This is a genomic window from Stenotrophomonas sp. YJH_SMC_36, assembly GCF_059369935.1.
The window spans coordinates 1-19,253 of sequence record NZ_JCAFTD010000009.1; the positions used below are offsets into that span (position 1 = coordinate 1).

At 66.9% G+C, this 19,253-nt stretch carries 16 protein-coding genes and 4 tRNA genes; 5 read left to right on the forward strand and 15 right to left on the reverse strand.

Going from position 1 to position 19,253, the window contains the following annotated elements:
- From AC5P76_RS16605 to AC5P76_RS16630, 6 genes are all read right to left on the reverse strand, one after another.
- The coding region (locus AC5P76_RS16605; RefSeq protein ID WP_495206207.1) for a GTP-binding protein at nucleotides 1-147 on the reverse strand (147 nt) is incomplete at its 3' end.
- A 39-nt stretch (nucleotides 148-186) separates the two neighbouring features.
- Nucleotides 187-262 (reverse strand) — tRNA-Thr (locus AC5P76_RS16610).
- A 48-nt stretch (nucleotides 263-310) separates the two neighbouring features.
- Nucleotides 311-384: transfer RNA gene (locus tag AC5P76_RS16615), tRNA-Gly, on the reverse strand.
- A 25-nt stretch (nucleotides 385-409) separates the two neighbouring features.
- Nucleotides 410-495: transfer RNA gene (locus AC5P76_RS16620), tRNA-Tyr, on the reverse strand.
- Between the two features lie 137 nt (nucleotides 496-632).
- A complete protein-coding gene (locus AC5P76_RS16625; RefSeq protein WP_253118856.1) occupies nucleotides 633-1,649 on the reverse strand; it encodes an isoaspartyl peptidase/L-asparaginase family protein in 1,017 nt (338 codons plus the stop codon).
- An 88-nt stretch (nucleotides 1,650-1,737) separates the two neighbouring features.
- Nucleotides 1,738-2,760 (reverse strand): cyanophycinase, encoded by a 1,023-nt coding sequence (locus tag AC5P76_RS16630; protein WP_053520321.1) that lies wholly within the window; start codon nucleotides 2,758-2,760, stop codon nucleotides 1,738-1,740.
- 169 nt (nucleotides 2,761-2,929) lie between these two features.
- Here AC5P76_RS16630 and AC5P76_RS16635 point away from each other — a divergent pair, with 169 nt between their 5' ends.
- Nucleotides 2,930-5,668, forward strand: a complete 2,739-nt coding sequence (locus AC5P76_RS16635) for a TonB-dependent receptor plug domain-containing protein (RefSeq protein ID WP_253118855.1) — start codon at nucleotides 2,930-2,932, stop codon at nucleotides 5,666-5,668.
- 74 nt (nucleotides 5,669-5,742) lie between these two features.
- On the opposite strand, the gene AC5P76_RS16640 is transcribed toward AC5P76_RS16635, so the two are convergent.
- The 9 genes from AC5P76_RS16640 to AC5P76_RS16680 form a co-directional block, all read right to left on the reverse strand.
- A complete protein-coding gene (locus tag AC5P76_RS16640) occupies nucleotides 5,743-6,438 on the reverse strand; it encodes a hypothetical protein (RefSeq protein ID WP_253118854.1) in 696 nt (231 codons plus the stop codon).
- 612 nt (nucleotides 6,439-7,050) lie between these two features.
- Nucleotides 7,051-8,142 carry a redox-regulated ATPase YchF gene (ychF, locus tag AC5P76_RS16645; RefSeq protein WP_053520317.1) on the reverse strand — a complete coding sequence of 364 codons (1,092 nt, stop codon included), beginning with the start codon at nucleotides 8,140-8,142 and terminating at the stop codon, nucleotides 7,051-7,053.
- A gap of 102 nt (nucleotides 8,143-8,244) precedes the next feature.
- The gene (gene pth, locus AC5P76_RS16650) at nucleotides 8,245-8,823 is read right to left on the reverse strand and encodes an aminoacyl-tRNA hydrolase (protein ID WP_495222792.1); all 579 of its coding nucleotides are present in this window, start codon (nucleotides 8,821-8,823) and stop codon (nucleotides 8,245-8,247) included.
- Nucleotides 8,824-8,879: 56 nt separating this feature from the next.
- Nucleotides 8,880-9,500, reverse strand: a complete 621-nt coding sequence (locus AC5P76_RS16655) for a 50S ribosomal protein L25/general stress protein Ctc (RefSeq protein WP_053520288.1) — start codon at nucleotides 9,498-9,500, stop codon at nucleotides 8,880-8,882.
- Between the two features lie 109 nt (nucleotides 9,501-9,609).
- Entirely contained in the window at nucleotides 9,610-10,569 is a 960-nt protein-coding gene (locus AC5P76_RS16660) for a ribose-phosphate diphosphokinase (RefSeq protein WP_053520289.1), read from the reverse strand.
- Between the two features lie 138 nt (nucleotides 10,570-10,707).
- Nucleotides 10,708-10,784, reverse strand: a tRNA-Gln gene (locus AC5P76_RS16665).
- Nucleotides 10,785-10,794: 10 nt separating this feature from the next.
- Nucleotides 10,795-11,664 carry a 4-(cytidine 5'-diphospho)-2-C-methyl-D-erythritol kinase gene (gene ispE / locus AC5P76_RS16670; protein ID WP_053520287.1) on the reverse strand — a complete coding sequence of 290 codons (870 nt, stop codon included), beginning with the start codon at nucleotides 11,662-11,664 and terminating at the stop codon, nucleotides 10,795-10,797.
- Nucleotides 11,661-12,317, reverse strand: coding sequence for a lipoprotein insertase outer membrane protein LolB (gene lolB / locus AC5P76_RS16675; RefSeq protein ID WP_253120497.1), 657 nt, complete (start codon nucleotides 12,315-12,317; stop codon nucleotides 11,661-11,663). Before lolB ends, ispE begins: the two co-directional genes overlap by 4 nt.
- Nucleotides 12,314-13,999: a tetratricopeptide repeat protein gene (locus tag AC5P76_RS16680; RefSeq protein WP_253120500.1), complete on the reverse strand. Its 1,686-nt coding sequence runs from the start codon at nucleotides 13,997-13,999 to the stop codon at nucleotides 12,314-12,316. The genes lolB and AC5P76_RS16680 overlap by 4 nt, the downstream gene beginning before the upstream one ends.
- 63 nt (nucleotides 14,000-14,062) lie before the next feature.
- Here AC5P76_RS16680 and hemA point away from each other — a divergent pair, with 63 nt between their 5' ends.
- From hemA to ppk2, 4 genes are read left to right on the forward strand one after another with little or no spacing between them, the layout of a single operon-like run.
- Nucleotides 14,063-15,346, forward strand: a complete 1,284-nt coding sequence (hemA, locus tag AC5P76_RS16685) for a glutamyl-tRNA reductase (RefSeq protein ID WP_128990687.1) — start codon at nucleotides 14,063-14,065, stop codon at nucleotides 15,344-15,346.
- Complete coding sequence (gene prfA / locus AC5P76_RS16690) at nucleotides 15,324-16,406, forward strand: peptide chain release factor 1 (protein WP_053520283.1); 1,083 nt, start codon at nucleotides 15,324-15,326, stop codon at nucleotides 16,404-16,406. The genes hemA and prfA overlap by 23 nt, the downstream gene beginning before the upstream one ends.
- 5 nt (nucleotides 16,407-16,411) lie before the next feature.
- Nucleotides 16,412-18,118 (forward strand): O-linked N-acetylglucosamine transferase, SPINDLY family protein, encoded by a 1,707-nt coding sequence (locus tag AC5P76_RS16695; protein WP_193396240.1) that lies wholly within the window; start codon nucleotides 16,412-16,414, stop codon nucleotides 18,116-18,118.
- Between the two features lie 46 nt (nucleotides 18,119-18,164).
- The gene (gene ppk2, locus AC5P76_RS16700; RefSeq protein ID WP_053520281.1) at nucleotides 18,165-18,947 is read left to right on the forward strand and encodes a polyphosphate kinase 2; all 783 of its coding nucleotides are present in this window, start codon (nucleotides 18,165-18,167) and stop codon (nucleotides 18,945-18,947) included.
- Nucleotides 18,948-19,253: the final 306 nt, after the last annotated feature.

Genomic DNA, 19,253 nt, shown 5'->3' on the forward strand with positions numbered 1-19,253 from the left:
GGCGTCATACGCCTTGAACTCGCCACCGAAGCGCTCGGCGCCGATCTTGGTCAGCGCGGCGGTCAGCGTGGTCTTGCCGTGGTCGACGTGACCGATGGTGCCGACGTTGACGTGCGGCTTGGTGCGCTCGAACTTACCCTTGGCCATGGCTGCTTATCTCGAATTCGTCTGGTGTGGTGCTGAAGATGGTGCTCACGAAAGGAATCGAACCTTCGACCTCTTCCTTACCAAGGAAGTGCTCTACCGACTGAGCTACGTGAGCGAGTTTTGCATTATGGCATGAACTCGATAATATTCAAAGTTCATTCAATGGAGCGGGAGACGGGAATCGAACCCGCACCATCAGCTTGGAAGGCTGAGGTTCTACCATTGAACTACTCCCGCACCGGGAAGTGCCACAACGTGAAGCTGGTGGAGGGAGGTGGATTCGAACCACCGAAGGCGTAAGCCAGCAGATTTACAGTCTGCCCCCGTTGGCCGCTTGGGTATCCCTCCGTTTCAACCCCATCCCGTGCCGCCGAAGCGTTGCGGTGTGTGGTGGTGAGCCCGCAATTCTGGAGATGAAGCGGGGGCCTGTCAACGCTTTTTTTCACTTTTTTTCACATGCGTCGCAAACCCTTTGATACGCAAGCCTATTGCCCGGGCAGTGCCAAGGCCTCGTCGGCGAAGATCGCCACATGCGGAACGCCGTCGGCACCGATCCAGCCGCGATACATGCCCTCGGTGTTGAACGGCGTGGCCGCTTTTCCATCGGCGGAGAGCACGATCGCACCGCCATCCCCACCCATCTGCGGAATCGCCTCGTTGATCACGCCCCTGCCCGCCTCCGCCGGCGACTGGCCCTGGTAGCGGATACGCGCGCAGATCTCGTGCGCGGCAGCGGTGCGGATGTAGTACTCGCCCCACCCGGTCCCCGACACCGCACAGCGTGCATCGGCCCAGGTGCCGGCGCCGATGATCGGCGAATCGCCGACACGCCCGTAGCGCTTGTTGGTCATTCCTCCGGTGGAGGTGCCCGCTGCCAGGCGCCCCTGCGCATCCAGCGCAACCGCACCGACCGTGCCGAAGTGCCGGGCCGTTTCCAGGTCGGCGTGGGCCTGGCCGCCGGCCTCCTCCTTCAGTGCGCGCTGCAGCTGCTGCCAGCGCTTGTCGGTGCGGAAGTACGAAGGATCGACCAGGGTCATGCCCTGCTCGACGGCGAACGCCTCAGCGCCCTGCCCGACCATCATCACGTGTTTCGATTCCTGCATCACGGCCGTTGCCAGCAGGATCGGGTTGCGTACGCGCTGCACGCCGGCCACCGCGCCGGCCGCCTGGGTGGCGCCATCCATCACGGCCGCGTCCAGCTCGTTGCGCCCGTCGTGGGTGAACACCGCGCCTTTGCCGGCATTGAACGTGGGATCGTCCTCGAGAACGGTGATCGCTGCGGTGACCGCCGCCAGTGCAGGGCGACCGGCTGCCAGCTCGGCATGTCCCTTCAGCAGCGCCGCACGGAGTGCCGCACGTGCCGCCTTCTCCTCGGCGGCGGACAGATCCTTGCGCTCGACGCCGGCACCGCCATGGATGACCAGCAGGGGCGACGCATCCGGCGCAGCATGGGCGAGCAACGGCAGGGACAGCAGCGCAGACAGCGCCAGATGAAGCTTCATCGATATCTCCGGAAATGGAAGCGATGGCATCGAGCAGGCTCGACGAGATGCCTGAAGGGAAGCGCCGGCGCGCGGCCGGCAGCAGCGGTCAGCGACGGATCAGTTCAATCCGGCCACCGTCAACATCGACCGCTGCGTGATAGTCGGCGTCGGCCTGGAAGTCGTCCAGCCGCATGCGGCCACCGCTTGCCACCACGGTAACCGGCACAGCGTGGAAACGCAGCGGTTCGCCCTGCGTGAGCCGGTCCGCGCCACGGCCCGGGCGGACCACCCAGACCCTGCCATGACCATCGGCGCTGTAGACCTGCGCGCGTCCGTCAGGCTCCACGCACAGCGCGGTGTCTTCGTCCACGCCGATGCCGATCATGTCCGGGTCGCCACTGTCCTGCGCGGCACGGGCAACGAAAACGATCAGGCGACCGAGACGATCACGCCGGTCGAAGTGGGTGTCGGTGACCACCCGCTGCAGATAGGGCATCTGCAGGAAGCCACTGTCCATCGTCACCGCGCTGCCCATCGGGTCGGCCAGCGCGGCGGCGGAGGTGACGCTGCCACCGTCAAGCGCGCCGTAGGCATAGCCACCGAGGATCGCCAATCCGGCACTGGTGCCGGCGATCGGTTTGCCGGCACGGACGTGGGCATTGAGCGCGCGGTTGAGTGCGGTCCCCTTCCAGAAGCGGATGTAGCGCGACTGGTCGCCGCCGGCGATGAAGATGGCGTCGGCCGCGGCCACCACCCGCAGTACGGCCGGGTCGTCGGCGCCACGACGGCTGTCGAACACCAGGGTCTGCACGGCGGTGGTGCCGCCGATGTCATGGTGCAGACGCTCCTGCAGCTCGTCGCTGCCGGAGGCGCGCAGGATCAGCACGCGGCCATTGCCGGCCTGCTTCAACCACCACTGGAACGCCTCCGGCACCCACTCTCCGCCGCCCATCAGCATCATCGCCGGCGCCCTCGGCCCCGGTCGCGGGGCATCGAGATCGCCGGTCTCGTAATAGGCGAATCCCGGCCCCTGCAGGTCCTGCGCGGACGCGGCCAGCGGCGAGCCCAGGAGAACCAGCACTGCCAGGCCGGCGAGCACGTGACGCAGCCTTCGATGGAACCGTCGCATCTTGATCTCCCTGAACAGAAACGACCTGCAAGCGTTTTCACTCTTTGCCAGATGGGTCATCAGTAGTCAAGGGCATGAAAAAGGCGTTAAATGCCGGCGCCCATTGCGGAAATCTGAATGGGGGATGGGCCCCTCCTCTGCGGGCCGGCATTACTTCCGGGAACTTCTCATGCGTAGACAGGCGATGGCGTGGTCGATCCAGCTGGCGTTGATGGGCCTTGCCGCTTCTGCGGCGGCCCAGGCTCCGGCCTCCTCTCCGGTACGGCAGCTCGATGCGGTACAGGTCACCGGCTCACGCATTCCGCGCGCCCAGGTCGAGGGCCCCGCCCCGATCACGGTGATCGACGCCGAACAGATCCGTTCCAGCGGCTTCACCACCGTGCCGGACGTGCTGCGGGCAATGACCCAGAACGGCGGCGAGACGCAGAGCCAGCAATCCTCCAGCGGCGCCGACTTCTCGCCGGGTGCGCAGCAGGTCGACCTGCGCGGGCTGGGGCCCAACCACACCCTGGTGCTGGTCAACGGCCGCCGCATCGCCGATTTCCCGATGCCGTTCCAGGGCCGCAGCAACTTCACCGACGTGTCCAACATTCCGCTGGGCATGATCGACCGCATCGAAGTGCTGACCGGCAGCGCCTCGGCCATCTATGGTTCGGACGCGATCGCCGGCGTGGTCAACTTCATCCTCAAGAAGAAGGCCGACGGCACCACGGTCGACGTGCGCATGAGTACCACCAGTGAAGGCGGTGGCGATTCCTTCGACATGAGCCTGTCCAGCGGGTTCAGCACGGGCCGTTTCAATGCGGTGTACAGCGTGGAGCTGCAGTCGCAGACGCCGCTGTGGGCCTATGAGCGCGACATCCAGGATTCGACCCAGGACGGGCCGACCGAGGGCTCGCGCATCGCCCGCCGTGCCTACCTGCGCACCGACTACAACGATGACTACCTGGATCCGGGCGCGGCCACCTGCGATGCCCTGAGCGGACAGAACCAGGGCAGCACCTACCATGCCTTCCGCCCCCGCTATGGCTACTACTGCGGCAGCGACGCGTCGATCGGCTACGGCACCATCCTCAGCAAGCGCCGCGGCGCCAACGGCTATGCCTCGCTGAGCTATGACTTCGACAACGGCCAGCAGTGGTTCGCCGACGTGCAGATGGGTTACCACACGCTGGCGCTGATGCGCGACGTGACGTCGTGGGGCCGGATGGCCGCCGACGGCGACGAGTCGGGCTACTTCAGCAACGAAGCCACCGGCGAAATCGAGTTCTGGCAGCGTCAGTTCTCGCCCGAGGAAATGGGTGGCCTGCGCAACGCGATGGTGCGCAGCACGCAGAAGACCTTCAGCGTGACCACCGGCTTCAAGGGCAACCTGGCCGGCAACTGGGATTACGAAGCGGCGTTGAGCCATTCGCAGTACCAGTCGCGGATCAGCTGGCCGCAGATCATCGCCGGCAGGGCCAACGACCTGTTCCTGGGCCCGCAGCTGGGCGAGGACGATGACGGCTTCCCGATCTACAACGCCGATCCGTCGCGGCTGTACCGCCCGCTGACCCGCGCCGAGTACGACGCGATCGCCGCACGCACCACCTATACCCCGAAGTCCCGCACCGAGACGGCCGCCCTCACCCTGACCAACGGCTCGCTGTTCGCCCTGCCCGGCGGCGATGCCGGTTTTGCCGCGACCGTGGAAGTGGGCCAGCAGGCCTACGCGCTGAATCCCGATCCGCTGGCGACCCAGTACTACTACTACAGCTGGAAGGATTCCGACGGCAAGGGTTCGCGCAACCGCTGGGCAACGGCCGCCGAGCTGCGCATGCCGCTGCACGAGACGATCAACCTGAGCGTGGCCGGTCGCTATGACCAGTACCGCTACTCCGGCCACACGATCGGCAAGGCGACCTGGAGCGGCGGCCTTGAGTGGCGCCCGGTCGAGAGCCTGCTGGTGCGCGGCTCGTACGGCACGGCCTTCCGCGCCCCGGACCTGCACTACGTGTTTGCCGGCCCCGGCAACGACGAGACCAGCGCCGAGGACCTGTACAGCTGCCGCGCCGAACAGGCCGACGACTGCTCGGACTACGAGCGCAACGTCATCCGCAGCCGCAGCGGCAACCGCGAGCTGGACCCGGAGACCAGCACCTCGTGGAGCGCAGGCTTCGTCTGGTCGCCGGCCGCAGGGCTGGATCTTTCGGTGGATTGGTTCGACATCGACATGCGCAGGCAGGTGCAGGACATGGACGTGCGCACGATCCTGGCCAGTGAAGCGAACTGCCGCCTGGGCGACGCCGACATCACGTCACCGACCTGCGTGGACGCACTGGCGCGGGTGACCCGGACCGCCGACGGCCGCCTGTACGGGGTGCACGTGAATCCGATCAACGTGGCACGCGAGTCGACCTCAGGCATCGATGCGGGCCTGCGCTACCGCCTGCAGACCGGTATCGGTGACTTCATCTTCAACGGCAGCCACACCTGGGTGAAGAAGCACGATTTCCAGCGCTACACCGGCGATGCGATCGAGGACCAGTTCGCGGTGAACAGCGGCTTCGACATCCCACGCACCAAGAGCAGCGTCAGTGTGACGTGGGAAAAGGATGCGTGGTCGGCCACCGTGTACGGTTCGCGACTGGGCAAGCTGCCCACCTCGGACAGCTACGACCAGGTGTTCGACTGGGACAGCGGCGACAGCCCGTACATCAGGGCCACGTACCGCTACAACGCGTCGGTGCAGTATCGCTTCGACGACCACTCGCGCCTGTCTCTGTCTGTGGTCAACGTGTTCAACAAGATGCCGCCGAAGGACGCCACATACACGGCGTACCCGTACTACGACGTCTCCTGGTTCGACAGCGTGGGCCGCACGATCAATCTGCAGTACACGCACAAGTTCGGCGGCAGCGCGCTGTAAGGCGTGCCGCTGCATTGAACTCAGGCGGGAAGACGGGGGCGCAGGCCTCCGTCGCCTTCCGCGTGCAGTTCCGCTCAGGACGCAGACTGCACCGGCTCCGCAAAGCGCCAGAAAACACGGACCACATCAAGCATCTGTCCATGCAGTTCGTCGTACCGGGCAATCACCCCCGGCGCGAACGTCGCATTACCATTCGCGTCCAGCGGAACCGGCTCCCCCAGCGCGCGGGCCATGTCGATGTAGAAATAATGCATATCACCGTAGGGACGCTTGCTGTCCATCAGCATCACTGCTCTCCCCAGCGTGCGGGTGTTCATGCTCCGCAGCAGTGCAAGGTGTTCCGGTGACACTGCCACCACTTCATCGCCCCGGGAGCCATCCGTGGCCGCGGTCAGGACGTAGCGACCGGGCTCAAGCCTTCCCCCGACGATGAAGCTGGATGCGATCCGGGCAAGCCGTCTGGCAAGGGCCTGCCCCTCATCGGTGCGTCGTCCTGCTGGCTCCTGGCAGAAACGGCCCAGTGCTGCATAGGCGATCAGTGCCTCTGGATCCTCCGGGTCAACAGAGTCCAGGTAGATACCTCCGCTTTCGCTGAAGTCCGCTTCGGGTCGCAACCGCTCGCGCATGGCACTCAACAGGCTGACCGCACTGCACTCCGGGGCTGATGCACTCCCTCGTGCAGGCCGCACGACCATGTACTGGTAGCCGTAGGCCAGAAGCAACCCGAGGGCCGCGATCGCCACTACCCACCCATACGTTCGCGTCGTCATAGCAACTCTCCGGGTCGCGCACAGGCGTGATGCCGCCCGTGTCAGTGGAAGGGCCGGAGGCCAGCCTGAAGCAGCACCGCTGCCGCGCACCATGCAACAAGTCCGAAATCGGAATCTGCTGTTGGCCGTGGTTTTCCACACCACGCGTGGAAAGCGATGGGGGCTTGGTGTGGACAAGTAGGCGAGAGCCTTGCGCCTCAGGCGTTTCCATGCGTGGTTATTTTTTGTCCACGGCCGCGATTGTTTTCCACACGGCGCGTGGAAGGCAATGGGAACTTGATGTGGACAAGTGGGTGAGAGCGTTGTCGCGCAGGCGTTTCCAAGCGCGGTGAAATTTTGTCCACGGCGTGCGGACAAGCTTCTGTAGAGCCGAGCCCATGCTCGGCTCCGGCTGGCATCAGCCGGGCATGGGCTCGGCGCTACAGCGGCACGCTGGGTTTTCCACACCGCGCGTGGAAAGCGGTGGGGGTTTGATGTGGACAAGTGTGTGCGAACGTTGCGCTGCAGGCGTTTCAGAGCATGGTCAATTTTTGTCCAGCGCAGAGACGGATGCCGGAAACGCGGACGCCCCGCTCGGGGCGGGGCGTCCGGGGTCGATCCGATGCCGCTGGATCAGACGTTGAAGCGGAAGTGCAGCACGTCGCCTTCCTGCACGCGGTATTCCTTGCCTTCCAGGCGCAGGCGACCGGCTTCCTTGGCACCGGCTTCGCCCTTGTACTTGATGAAGTCGTCATACGCGATGGTTTCGGCGCGGATGAAGCCCTTCTCGAAGTCGGTGTGGATGACCGCGGCGGCCTGCGGGGCGGTGGCACCCTTGCGCACGGTCCAGGCGCGGACTTCCTTCACGCCGGCAGTGAAGTAGGTCTGCAGGCCCAGCAGGCTGTAGGCCGCGTTGATCACGCGGTTCAGGCCCGGCTCGCTCAGGCCCAGGTCGGCCAGGAACGTGTCGCGATCCTCGTCGTCAAGCTGCGACAGTTCTTCCTCGATCGCGGCGGACACCGGTACCACCTGCGCACCCTCGGCGGCAGCGTGCGCGCGCACGGCTTCCAGGTGCGGGTTGTTCTCGAACCCGTCCTCCAGCACGTTGGCGATGTACATCACCGGCTTGAGGGTCAGCAGGAACAGGTCGCGCACCAGCGCCTTCTCTTCCTCGTCCAGACCCACCGAACGGCCGGACTTGCCGTCAGAAAGCGCAGCCTGCAGCTTGGCCAGCACCGGCTTGCGCGCGGCGGCCTCCTTGTCGCCACCCTTGGCAGCGCGCTCGGCGCGGTTCAGCGCCTTCTCGACGCTGTCCAGATCAGCCAGGGCCAGTTCGGTATCGATGGTTTCGATATCCGAAATGGGATCGACCTTGTTGTTGACATGGATGACGTCGGCGTTCTCGAAGCAGCGCACCACGTGGGTGATCGCATCGACTTCGCGGATGTGCGCGAGGAACTTGTTGCCCAGTCCTTCGCCGCTGGCAGCACCGGCGACCAGGCCGGCGATGTCGACGAATTCCACGGCGGTCGGAATGACCTTCTGCGGGTTGATGATCGCTGCCAGCTCGTTCAGGCGCGGGTCCGGCACCGGCACGATGCCGACGTTCGGTTCGATGGTGCAGAACGGGAAGTTCGCCGCGGCGATGCCCGCCTTGGTCAGCGCGTTGAACAGGGTCGACTTGCCGACGTTGGGCAGGCCGACGATGCCGCATTTGATACCCATCTTTGACAACCTCTGGGGTGAAATTGATTGGGAAAACAGCGCGCGCGCCGCTTTCCCAAGCTGTTTCAATCGATCATTGCGGGTGCCAACCGGGGTTGGCAGCTACTTCGGGGTGTTCAGGCGCTTCATCGCTTCATTGAAATCGCCCTGCACGGCCAGCGGCATCACGTCGATCGCATCGTCGATGGCGCGCGCGATCAGCAGGTCGTCGTCCTTGGACGGGCGGCCCAGCACCCAGCCCACCACGCGATCCTTGTGGCCGGGATGGCCGATGCCCACGCGCAGGCGATGGAACTTGCCGTGACCCAGCAGGCGGATGGTGTCACGCAGGCCATTCTGGCCGCCATGACCGCCGTCGAACTTGAGCCGCGCCACACCGGGCGGGAGGTCCAGTTCATCATGCGCCAACAGGCTTTCCTCGGGCTCGATCTTCCAGAACCGCTGCGCGGCGGTGACCGATTTGCCACTGAGGTTCATGAAAGTGGCAGGCTTGAGCAGCCATACCGTCTGCCCGGCGATCTCGACCTTGGCGGTCTCGCCGAACAGCTTGCTGTCCACGCTCCATCGCGCCCCTGCCTTTTCCGCCAGGGCCTCAACGAAATGAAACCCGGCATTGTGCCGGGTCCGGGCGTGCTCCGATCCGGGATTGCCCAGACCGACGATCAGTCGCAGTCCTGCCATTGGATCTTCCTGTAGATGCCGGGGCGGCGCCTGCCGGAGCAGGCGCCGCGGGGGCATTACTCGGCGGCCGGTGCTTCTTCAGCGTCGGCAGCGTCTTCCTTGCCGTGCTTGGCGGTGACGATCGCGTCGTCGTGGTCCTTGCCCAGCGCCAGGGCCGGGATTTCCACGCCCTTCGGCAGCTTGATGTTGGACAGGTACACCACGTCGCCAGCAGCCAGGTCGGCCAGGTCGACTTCGATCGACTCCGGCAGGTCCTTCGGCAGGCAGCTGATGGTCACTTCCTTCAGTTCGTGGGTGACCACGACGTCGGCAGCCTTGCCGGCCGGCGAGGTGTCTTCGTTGATGAAGTGCAGCGGGACCGAAGCGGTCAGGGCTTCGTTCTCGTTCACGCGCTGGAAGTCCAGGTGCATGATCAGCTGCTTGTACGGATGGCGCTGCATGTCACGCAGCAGGACCTTCTGCACCTGGCCGTCCAGGTTCAGGTCCAGGATCGAGGCATAGAACCACTCGTTCTGCTGTGCCAGCCAGATTTCGTTGTGGTCCAGGCTGATGGCGACCGGCTCGGCGTTGCCGCCGTACACGATGGCCGGGATCACACCGGCGTGACGCAGGCGGCGGCTCGCACCCTTACGCTGCAGTTCACGCTTGGTGACCTTGATTTCATGGGTCTTCGACATTTTCGACTACTCAGGTTGTTGCCTTGCCCTGCGGCTTGGCGATTGAAGATGCTTCCGCGACCAGAAGCATCCGGGGAAGTCCTTGCCGTTGCCGGCAGGGACGAAAAACTCAGTCCACGTACAGCGAGCTGACCGACTCGCCGAAGGCGATGCGGCGCATCGTTTCGGCCAGCATCTCCGCCACGCTCAGCTGGCGGATCTTGCTGCACACCCGCGCTGCGTCCTTCAGCGGGATGGTATCGGTCACCACCAGCTCGTCGAGCTGGGAATTGGTGATGTTGTCCACCGCCGGGCCCGACAGCACCGCGTGGGTGCAGTAGGCGGCGACCTTGAGCGCACCGCGCGCCTTCAGGGCAGCGGCAGCGGCGCACAGGGTGCCGGCGGTGTCGACGATGTCATCGACCATCACGCAGGTCTTGCCTTCGACGTCACCGATGATGTTCATCACGGTGGAGACGTTGGCACGCGGACGGCGCTTGTCGATGATCGCCAGGTCGGCATCATCCAGGCGCTTGGCCACGGCACGGGCGCGGACCACGCCGCCCACGTCCGGCGACACCACGATCAGGTTTTCCGTGCCGTAGGCGCGCCAGATGTCGGCCAGCAGCAGCGGGGAGGCATAAACGTTGTCGACCGGAATATCAAAGAAGCCCTGGATCTGGTCGGCGTGCAGGTCGACCGTCAGCACGCGATCAGCGCCAGCGGTGCTGAACATCTTCGCCGCCAGCTTGGCGGTGATCGGCACACGCGAGGAACGCATGCGGCGATCCTGGCGCGAGTAACCGAAGTACGGCACCACGGCGGTCACGCTGTTCACCGATGCGCGCTTGAGCGCGTCGATCAGCACCAGCAGTTCCATCAGGTTTTCCGCGCTCGGCGCGCAGGTCGGCTGGATCACGAACACGTCCTGCTTGCGGACGTTCTCTTCGATCTCCACCTGCACTTCTCCATCGGAGAAATGAGAGACCAGCGCCTTGCCCGGGCGAACCCCCAGTTCCTTGCAGATGTTCTGCGCCAGACGTTTGTTGGCGTTGCCGGAAAAGACCAGCAGGTTCGGGGACTCTTGCATCATGATTGTCTCGGGCGGGGACGAGTGGCGGGGATCCGGTGGCGGCAAGGACCACGCCGGACCCTTGCTGCTGACAACACCGCGGTTGTTTCCACGTCCCGCGCGGATGATGCGCTGAAGGCGCGGACACAGCCGCATTGGCAGGGGCGGTAGGATTCGAACCTACGAATGCCAGGATCAAAACCTGGTGCCTTGGGCCTCTTGGCGACGCCCCTGCATTTGAAATCAGTGTTGCTCGAGTGCATCCAGCAGCGGCGAACGCGCAACGCCCGCAGCCACCCTGGCCCGCAACTCCTTCGGCAACTTCGCCCGCCCCTGCTGTGCGGCAGTCTGCGATGCGAATTCGACGAAACAACCACTTCCAGAACCGGTCAGTCGCGCGGTACCGATGTCGCTCAACGCGGCAAGTGCTGCCTCGACGGCAGGCTCGCGGCGGCGCAGCACCGGTTCGAACGCGTTCCCGACCAAGGCCCCGGAAGCGAAGTCGTCTATTTTCGCCACTGGGCTGTCGCGCGTCAAATCCGGGGCTGCGAACAGGACCGGGGTCGGAACATGAACGCCGGGCTCGACCACCACATACCAGGCCGGTGCCAGGGTGATCGGCTGCAGCCGCTCTCCCACACCTTCGGCCCAGGCGTTACGGCCACGCACGAACACCGGCACATCCGCGCCGAGGCGCAGGCCCAGCGCGGCCAACGCGTCCTCGTCCAGAGCGGCGTTCCAGAGCCGGTTCAGTGCCACCAGCACGGTGGCAGCGTCGGATGACCCACCGCCGAACCCACCACCGGCCGAAATATGCTTTTCGACGATGATGTCGACACCTTGGTCGATGTTGGCGACCTCTTTCAGCATGCGGGCGGCACGTACGGCCAAATCGTCGGCCTCGTCCACACCCGGCAATCCCTCACCCTGCCGACGTACCTGGCCGTCTTCACGCAGGCGCAGGCCGATGCGGTCCCCCCAATCCAGCAGGCGGAACACGGTCTGCAGCTCGTGATAGCCGTCGGCGCGGCGGCCGGTGATATGAAGGAACAGGTTCAGCTTGGCCGGGGCCGGCCACCAGGACCAGCCCGCATCCTCCGCACCCGCGCTCATGGCGCGCCCTGCCCCCACTGGTCCACCAGCAGGCGGACCTTGGCGTCTCCGCTGCTGGCTTCGATCCGGCGCGGCAGGGACGGGCGCCCGGCCTCGGCGGGGTACCAGTCCAGGTACTGGATCTGCCAGCCCATCTGCTGCATGCGGCGCGGGCGGCCTTCGCCATCACGCTCGACCTTGCCCGCGCCGGCGGGATCGGCAACCGCCAGCCCACGCACCCACTCGGGCAGGGAGTTGACCGGGATTTCCCAGCCCGTGGCCTCCAGCAGCAGCTGCTGCGCGTCCTCGCCTTCACGCGGGCCGCCGGCCAGTCCCTCCAGGCGACCGCCTCCATGCTGGCTGTCGCCGGTCAGCTTCCAGCTCTGCCGGGTCACGGGTGCACTGAGCTCGATCACGTAGCGCCGCCCGGCCTGCTGCCAGTCGATGCGTCCACTGCCACCGTCCTTGCCCTTGCTGACCGCTACCCGGCCCTGGAAGGACCACTCCGGCTGCGCCTGCAGCGCCGCTACCCGCGCGGCTTCGGCCTGTGCCGCTTCCGCCGACACGGTCTCGACCACGGCCGGCGCCGGTGCCTTCTGGGTGCCCAGCGACGTACAGGCAGTCATGGCGACGGTCGCCACTGCCAACAGCAGCGGCCGGAAAAGAACACTCATGGATTGAATTTCTCGCGGGCACGCTGCAGCGCGCGGTTGTCGGGGTCGAGCCTGGCCGCTTCCTCGAAGAAGTGGCGGGCCTCGTCATGCCGGCCGAGCACCCACAGCACTTCGCCGACGTGTGCGGCGATCTCCGGATCCTTGGCCAGGGTCCACGCACGACGCAGCTGCACCAGCGCCTCTTCGTTGCGGCCCAGGCGATACAGCACCCAGCCATAACTGTCGACGATGGCGGCATTGTCCGGCTCGGCCACGCGGGCACGGTCGATCAGTTCCAGCGCCTCCTGGTAGCGACCGGTGCGATCGGCCAGGGTGTAGCCCAGCGCATTCAGCGCCGGCACGTTCTCCGGCTCGGTGATCAGGATCTTGCGCAGGTCGGCCTCGGCACGGGCAATATCATCACGGCGTTCCCAGGCCAACGCACGCGCGTACAGCAGTGCATTCTCGTCCGGGTAAGCGGCCAGACCGCGGGCCAGCGCATCCAGTTCACCTGCATCGTCGCTGGCGCGCTGCCGCAGTTCCGCTTCCAGCAGATAGGCGTCGCGGCGCACCTCATCGTCCACGCCGGCATCGGACTGGATCGCGTGTACCTCGTCCAGCGCCAGGCTCTGGCGCCCGGCAAGCGCCTGTGCGCTCGCCGCCCGCAGGCGGGCCTCGCTCAGTTCATCGCCGCCCGGCACGCTGTGATACCACTGCACCGCTTCCGGATAACGCTTCAGATACTCCGCGATCTTGCCCAGCAGCAGGCGCTGCGCCGGGTCCGGTTTGGCGGCCTGCCGCGACAGCTCGCTGTACAGGTTGGAAAGGGCCGCCTTGTCTCCCTGCTTGGCCAGCAGCGACGCCCGCATTCCCCAGGTCTGCACGTCCTGCGGCCCTACCGCCAGCACCCGCTCGGCGGCGGCCGGCTGGTTCAGGCTGTCGTAGGCAATGGCCACCGCGTTGCGCAGTTCCGGATCCTGGCGGGTCTTCGGTTCGACCTCGCGCAGCAGCGCCAGCGCGCCATCGGTCTGCCCGGCCTGCTGCAGCTGGCTGGCGCGCAGCAACGCCACGCGCGGCTCTTCCGGAAAGCGCTTGACCACCTCGTCGATCATGCGCCGTGCCAGCTCCGGCTTTTCCATCCGCAGCGCCAGGCGGCCGAATTCCTGCCAGGCCTCGATCTTCGGCGGGATGGCGTTGGCATCGACCAGCTCGCCCAGCACCTGCGCCGGCACGGCCGGATCGCGTCCACCGCCGACCAGCGCGGCCAGGGCAAACTTCCAGCCGCGGTCATCGCTGTCCTGCAGCAGGCTCTGCAGCTCGCTGCGGGCCGCCTTCACGTCGCCCTGGCGCATCGCCAGCGCACCGGCCGCGCTGCGCATGGCCAGCGACCGTGGCGCGCGCTGCTGCCACAGGGCCAGGCCCTGGGCGGCGCTGGCATCGTCGTTGGCCAGCATGGAAATACGGGTCGCGCGCTCGGCTAGGCCGGCATCGCCGTCGCTGCGCTGGGCGGCCTGCAGGTACCAGCGCGCCGCCTCGGCCAGCTTGCCGGCCTGCAGGGCGAACTCGCCGGCCATCACCGGCTCCAGTGCCAGTTCCTCGGTGGCGGCGCCCCGCGCCGGGGGCTTGGCGGGCGCCGCCGACAGGGCCTGGCTGCACGCCAGGGACAGCAGCAGAACACTGGGGATGCGAATCAATGCGGGCATCGTCGGCATCGGGGCCTTAAAATGTCGTCCAATGGCCAGCAGCTTATCGCAAGCAACTGAACAATGACCCTGTGGGTGCTCGGACTGAATCACCAGACCGCGCCGGTGGAACTGCGCGAGCGCGCGGCCTTCGCCGGCGATGCCTTGCCGCGCGCGCTCGGTTCGCTGCGCGACACCCCGCAGATCGCCGAGGCGGTGCTGCTGTCCACCTGCAACCGCACGGAACTGTACGCGGTGGCCGATTCGGCGCAGGCGCTGGACCAGTGGCTGCGCAGCCAGGCCGGCGACCTGCAGGGCTACCTGTACCAGCATGCTGATGCCGACGCCGTGCGCCACCTGTTCCGGGTCGCGACGGGCCTGGACTCGATGGTGCTGGGTGAACCGCAGATCCTGGGCCAGGTGAAGGATGCCTGGTCAACCGCGCGCGACCACGGTCTGCTTGGCCAGCGCCTGGACCGGCTGTTCCAGCAGACGTTCTCCGTGGCCAAGCGTGCGCGCACCGATACCCAGGTCGGCGCCAACCCGGTGTCGGTCGCCTCGGCCGCGGTGCGCCTGGCGCAGAATGCCTTTGCCCGCCTGGATGATTCCACCGTGCTGCTGGTCGGTGCGGGGGAAACCATCGAGCTGGCCGCCCGCCACCTCAGCGAAGGCAAGGTGCGGCGGCTGCTGATCGCCAACCGCACGATCGCCCATGCGCAGGAACTGGCCAGCCGTCATGGCGGCGTGGCCCTGCCGCTGACCGAGCTTGAACGCCATCTGGCCGAGGCCGACATCGTGTTCTCGGCCACCGCCGCACGCGAACCGGTGATCCACCGCGAGACCGTGGCCAATGCACTGCGTGCACGCCGGCACAAGCCGATGCTGCTGTTCGATCTGGCCGTGCCACGCGACATCGAGGCTGAGGTCGGCACGCTCAACGATGCCTTCCTGTACACCGTGGACGATCTGGAACGCGCGGTGGAAGACAATCGACGCGGCCGTCGCGAGGCGGCCGCCGAAGCCGAAGCGATCATCGACCTGCAGGTATCGCGCTTCGTCGAGACCCTGCAGGCCGGCGCCCACCACGCGCCGCTGCGGCAACTGCGTGCCTTCGGCGACGCCACCCGCGCCGAGCTGCTCGAACGTGCCCGTCAGCAGCTGGCCAACGGCAAGCCGGCCGAAGAGGTCATGGAACTGCTGGCCCACGGCCTGACCAACCGGCTCCTGCACCCCCCGACCGCTGCCTTGCGCGCGGCCGCGCTGAGCGGCGATGCCGACCTGACCCGCGCCGCCGAGCGCCTGTTCCCGGCCACGCCGGGTTACCGCCACCCACCCGTGAGAACCGATGACGCCGACCCTGCGCCGTAAGCTGGAAGCGCTGGCCGAGCGCCGCGAAGAACTGGAACGCCTGCTCGCCGAACCCGACGTGGTCGCCGACAACACCCGTTTCCGCGACCTTTCGCGCGAATTCGCCCAACTTGAACCGGTCGCCACCGCACTGGCCGACGAGGCGCGCGCCAAGGCCGACCTGGCCGCCGCCGAGGGCATGCGCGCCGATCCGGACCTGCGCGAGCTGGCCGATGAGGAAATCGCCTCGGCCCAGGCGCGCCTGCAGGAACTGGAGCAGGAGCTGGCCTTGCTGCTGGTGCCCCGCGACCCACGTGACGAGGGCAATCTGTTCCTGGAAGTCCGCGCCGGTACCGGTGGCGACGAAGCAGCGATCTTCGCCGGCGACCTGTTCCGCATGTACGCGCGCTATGCCGAGCGCCAGGGCTGGAAAGTCGAGATCGAGTCCGACAACCCCGGCGAGCACGGCGGCTACAAGGAAGTGGTGGCGCGCGTGGTCGGCCGTGGCGCCTTCTCGCGGCTGAAATTCGAATCCGGCACGCACCGCGTGCAGCGCGTGCCCGCCACCGAATCGCAGGGCCGCATCCACACCTCGGCGGCTACCGTGGCGATCATTCCGGAAGCGGACGAAGTCGATGACATCGTCATCAACCCCGCCGACCTGAAGGTCGACACCTTCCGCTCATCCGGTGCCGGTGGCCAGCACGTCAACAAGACCGAGTCGGCGATCCGCATCACCCACGTGCCGACCGGCGTGGTGGTGGAATGCCAGACCGAACGCAGCCAGCACGCGAACCGCGACAAGGCGATGAAACGCCTGAAGGCGCAGCTGCTCGACGCCGAGCGCCAGCGCCAGGACGCCGCGCAGGCCGAATCGCGCCGCCTGCAGGTCGGCAGTGGCGATCGCAGCCAGCGCATCCGCACCTACAATTTCCCGCAGGGGCGGATCACCGATCATCGTGTGGAAGGCCTGACCCTGTATGACCTGCCCAACATCCTCGCCGGCGATCTGGACCCGCTGCTGCAGCGCCTCAGCCACGAGCACCAGGTGGATGCCCTGGCCCAGCTGTCGGCGGGCTGACGTCGATGTCGGCCTGGCAGCAGCGGCAACAACTGCAGCAGGCGATCGCGCGCCAGCCCGGTGACTTCGTCGCCTGGGTGATGCTGGCCGATCTGGAACTGGAAGCCGGCGACATCGGCGCAGGCGAGCAGGCCGCACGGCGTGCGCTGCAGCTGCGGCCGGACCATCCCGAGGCACTGGCCCGGCTGGGTCGCGTGGCATGGATGGCCGGTGCGCACGCCGACGCTGCGACGCTGCTGGGACAGGCTTCAGCGCGCGCTCCGGAGCATCCCGGCATCGCGCTGTGGCTGGGCCATGCCCTGGAAGATGCCGGCGACCCCGAGGGCGCGGCGGCCGCGTACCGGCGTGCACATGGGCTGATGCCCGACGAACCCTATATCGCCGCCCAGCGACTGGCATGGCAACGCCGCCTGTGCGACTGGCAGGACGTGGAGGCCCTGGCTGCGCAGGTGCGCGGCGCGGTCGCGACCGGGCAGGGCGCGGTCGAGCCCTTTGCCTTCCTCAGCGAAGACGCCAGCGCCGCCGAGCAGCTGGCCTGCGCCCGCACGCGCGCCGCAGCGGTGGCCGCATCGGTGCGGCCGATGCCCGCTGTGAAGGTACGGACACAGGGAGCCCTGCGGATCGGCTTCCTCTCCAACGGCTTCGGCGCACATCCGACCGGGTTGTTGACCGTTGCCCTGTTCGAGCAGCTGGGCCGCCACCCGGAACTGCAGTTGCATCTGTTCGCACTGAACCGGGACGATGGCAGCCGCATCCGCCAGCGGCTGCAGGCGGCAACCCGGCTGCACGATCTGGCGGGGCGCCGCCATGCCGACATCGCTGCCGCCATCCGTGCACAGGGCATCGACCTGCTGTTCGACCTGCGTGGCTGGGGCGGTGGCGGCGCGCCGGAAGTGCTGGCGCTGCGCCCTGCCCCGCTGCAACTCAACTGGCTGGCCTATCCCGGCACATCCGGCGCACCGTGGCTGGATGCGGTGATCGCCGATGCGTTCGTCCTGCCAGCGGCGTTGGCGCCCCACCACAGCGAGCGCGTGGTGTACCTGCCGCGCGCGTTCCAGCCCTCGGACAACACCCGCGCGCTCGGGCCGGCACCGGATCGCGCCGCGTGCGGCCTGCCCGGACACGGCGTGGTGTTCTGCTGCTTCAACAACAGCTACAAGCTCAACCCGCGCAGCATGGGGCGGGCGTTCGCCGTCCTGGCGGCGGTGCCTGGCAGCGTTCTATGGCTGTTGTCCGGCCCCGGCCAGGCCGATGCGCGCCTGCGGGCAGCGGCGCAGGCAGCGGGTCTGGACCCGGCGCGGCTGGTGTTCATGCCCAAGCTGCCGCATCCGCAGTATCTGGCCCGCTATCAACTGGCCGATCTGTTCCTGGATACACACCCGTACAACGCGCACACCACGGCCTCCGACGCACTGTGGGCGGGCTGCCCGGTACTCACCTGCCCGGGCGAGACCTTCGCCGCGCGCGTGGCCGGCAGCCTCAACCATCACCTGGGCCTGGCACGGATGAACGTTGCCGACGATGCGGCGTTCATCGCCACCGCCCGTGCGCTCGGCAACGATCCGGCAGCGCTGGCCGCACTGCGCGCCGAACTGGCACAGGCCCGCGCGCGTAGCGGCGTGTTCGACATGGCCGGTTTCGCCCACGACCTTTCGGCACTGCTGCAACAGCTGGCGCACGAGCAGGGCTGGCAGGGCGTCGACGGCGCCTGAGCAACCGCTGCGCTAGGCTGGGCCCTCCTTTCCGCGCGGCATGACGATGGGCAAGCTCAAACGCAAGGACTACGACGAACTGCTGCTGCCGTTGCAGCTGGAACTGACCGCGATGGCCCGCTGGGTACAGCACAGCGGGCAGCGGCTGCTGGTGCTGTTCGAAGGCCGCGACACCGCCGGCAAGGGCGGCGCGATCCAGGCCATCAGCCAGCACCTCAATCCGCGCCAATGCCGGGTGGTGGCGCTGCCCAAGCCGACCGACCGCGAGGCGACACAGTGGTACTTCCAGCGCTACGTCGGGCACCTTCCGGCGGCGGGTGAGATCGTGCTGATGGATCGAAGCTGGTACAACCGCGCAGGTGTCGAGCGGGTCATGGGCTACTGCAGCGAGAGCGAGTACCAGCAGTTCCTGCGCCAGGCCCCGGTGTTCGAGCAGCTGCTGGTGGATGACGGCATCCTGTTGTTCAAGTACTGGCTGTGCGTGGACCAGGAGCAGCAGGAGAAGCGCTTCGCCGAGCGCCATATCGATCCCCTCAAGGGCTGGAAGCTGTCACCGGTCGACCTGAAATCGCGCAGCAAGTACAGCGCCTATACCGAAGCACGGGAGGCCATGCTGCGTGCCACCCATCGCGAAGGCGCGCCGTGGACCCTGGTGGACTTCAACGACCAGCGGCTGGGCAGGCTGACCCTGGTACGCAACCTGCTGGACCGGTTGCCCGACACCCGCGTGGACGCGCCTCTGCCGGAGCTGCCGAAGCTGAAGGGCAAGCTGCATCGCGAGCACTACGATGTGCTGAAGCCGATCGAGGACTTCCCGGTCGAGGAGTAGGGGTTGTCTGCAGGGCCTGCGGCCCTGCACCCGCTACGAGCAACGGCAGAAGCAGAAGCAGGTTTCCTGAGGGATGGCGGGGTGGGCCCGGTTGCGGGGGACGCCGTAAACCCATCCATGGGGGCTTGGCCGCGGCATCCATGCCGCGGACACCCCCGCAACCGGACCCACCCCGCCTTCGACAGTTTCCTGCGAGCTTCAGTAGATCCACGCATGGCGTCGATCTATCAGATTGCAGATATCTGTCAGAGGTGGGGCGGTGTCGGAGTGCGGGGTGTCAGCCGCATGGATGCGGCTGCCAAGCCT

Coding starts and splice junctions, on each gene's coding strand:
- AC5P76_RS16625 (WP_253118856.1), bottom strand. CDS start 1,649: ATGAAGCTTCATCTGGCGCTGTCTGCGCTGCTGTCCCTGCCGTTGCTC.
- AC5P76_RS16630 (WP_053520321.1), bottom strand. CDS start 2,760: ATGCGACGGTTCCATCGAAGGCTGCGTCACGTGCTCGCCGGCCTGGCA.
- AC5P76_RS16635 (WP_253118855.1), top strand. CDS start 2,930: ATGCGTAGACAGGCGATGGCGTGGTCGATCCAGCTGGCGTTGATGGGC.
- AC5P76_RS16640 (WP_253118854.1), bottom strand. CDS start 6,438: ATGACGACGCGAACGTATGGGTGGGTAGTGGCGATCGCGGCCCTCGGG.
- ychF (WP_053520317.1), bottom strand. CDS start 8,142: ATGGGTATCAAATGCGGCATCGTCGGCCTGCCCAACGTCGGCAAGTCG.
- pth (WP_495222792.1), bottom strand. CDS start 8,823: ATGGCAGGACTGCGACTGATCGTCGGTCTGGGCAATCCCGGATCGGAG.
- AC5P76_RS16655 (WP_053520288.1), bottom strand. CDS start 9,500: ATGTCGAAGACCCATGAAATCAAGGTCACCAAGCGTGAACTGCAGCGT.
- AC5P76_RS16660 (WP_053520289.1), bottom strand. CDS start 10,569: ATGCAAGAGTCCCCGAACCTGCTGGTCTTTTCCGGCAACGCCAACAAA.
- ispE (WP_053520287.1), bottom strand. CDS start 11,664: ATGAGCGCGGGTGCGGAGGATGCGGGCTGGTCCTGGTGGCCGGCCCCG.
- lolB (WP_253120497.1), bottom strand. CDS start 12,317: ATGAGTGTTCTTTTCCGGCCGCTGCTGTTGGCAGTGGCGACCGTCGCC.
- AC5P76_RS16680 (WP_253120500.1), bottom strand. CDS start 13,999: ATGCCCGCATTGATTCGCATCCCCAGTGTTCTGCTGCTGTCCCTGGCG.
- hemA (WP_128990687.1), top strand. CDS start 14,063: ATGACCCTGTGGGTGCTCGGACTGAATCACCAGACCGCGCCGGTGGAA.
- prfA (WP_053520283.1), top strand. CDS start 15,324: ATGACGCCGACCCTGCGCCGTAAGCTGGAAGCGCTGGCCGAGCGCCGC.
- AC5P76_RS16695 (WP_193396240.1), top strand. CDS start 16,412: ATGTCGGCCTGGCAGCAGCGGCAACAACTGCAGCAGGCGATCGCGCGC.
- ppk2 (WP_053520281.1), top strand. CDS start 18,165: ATGGGCAAGCTCAAACGCAAGGACTACGACGAACTGCTGCTGCCGTTG.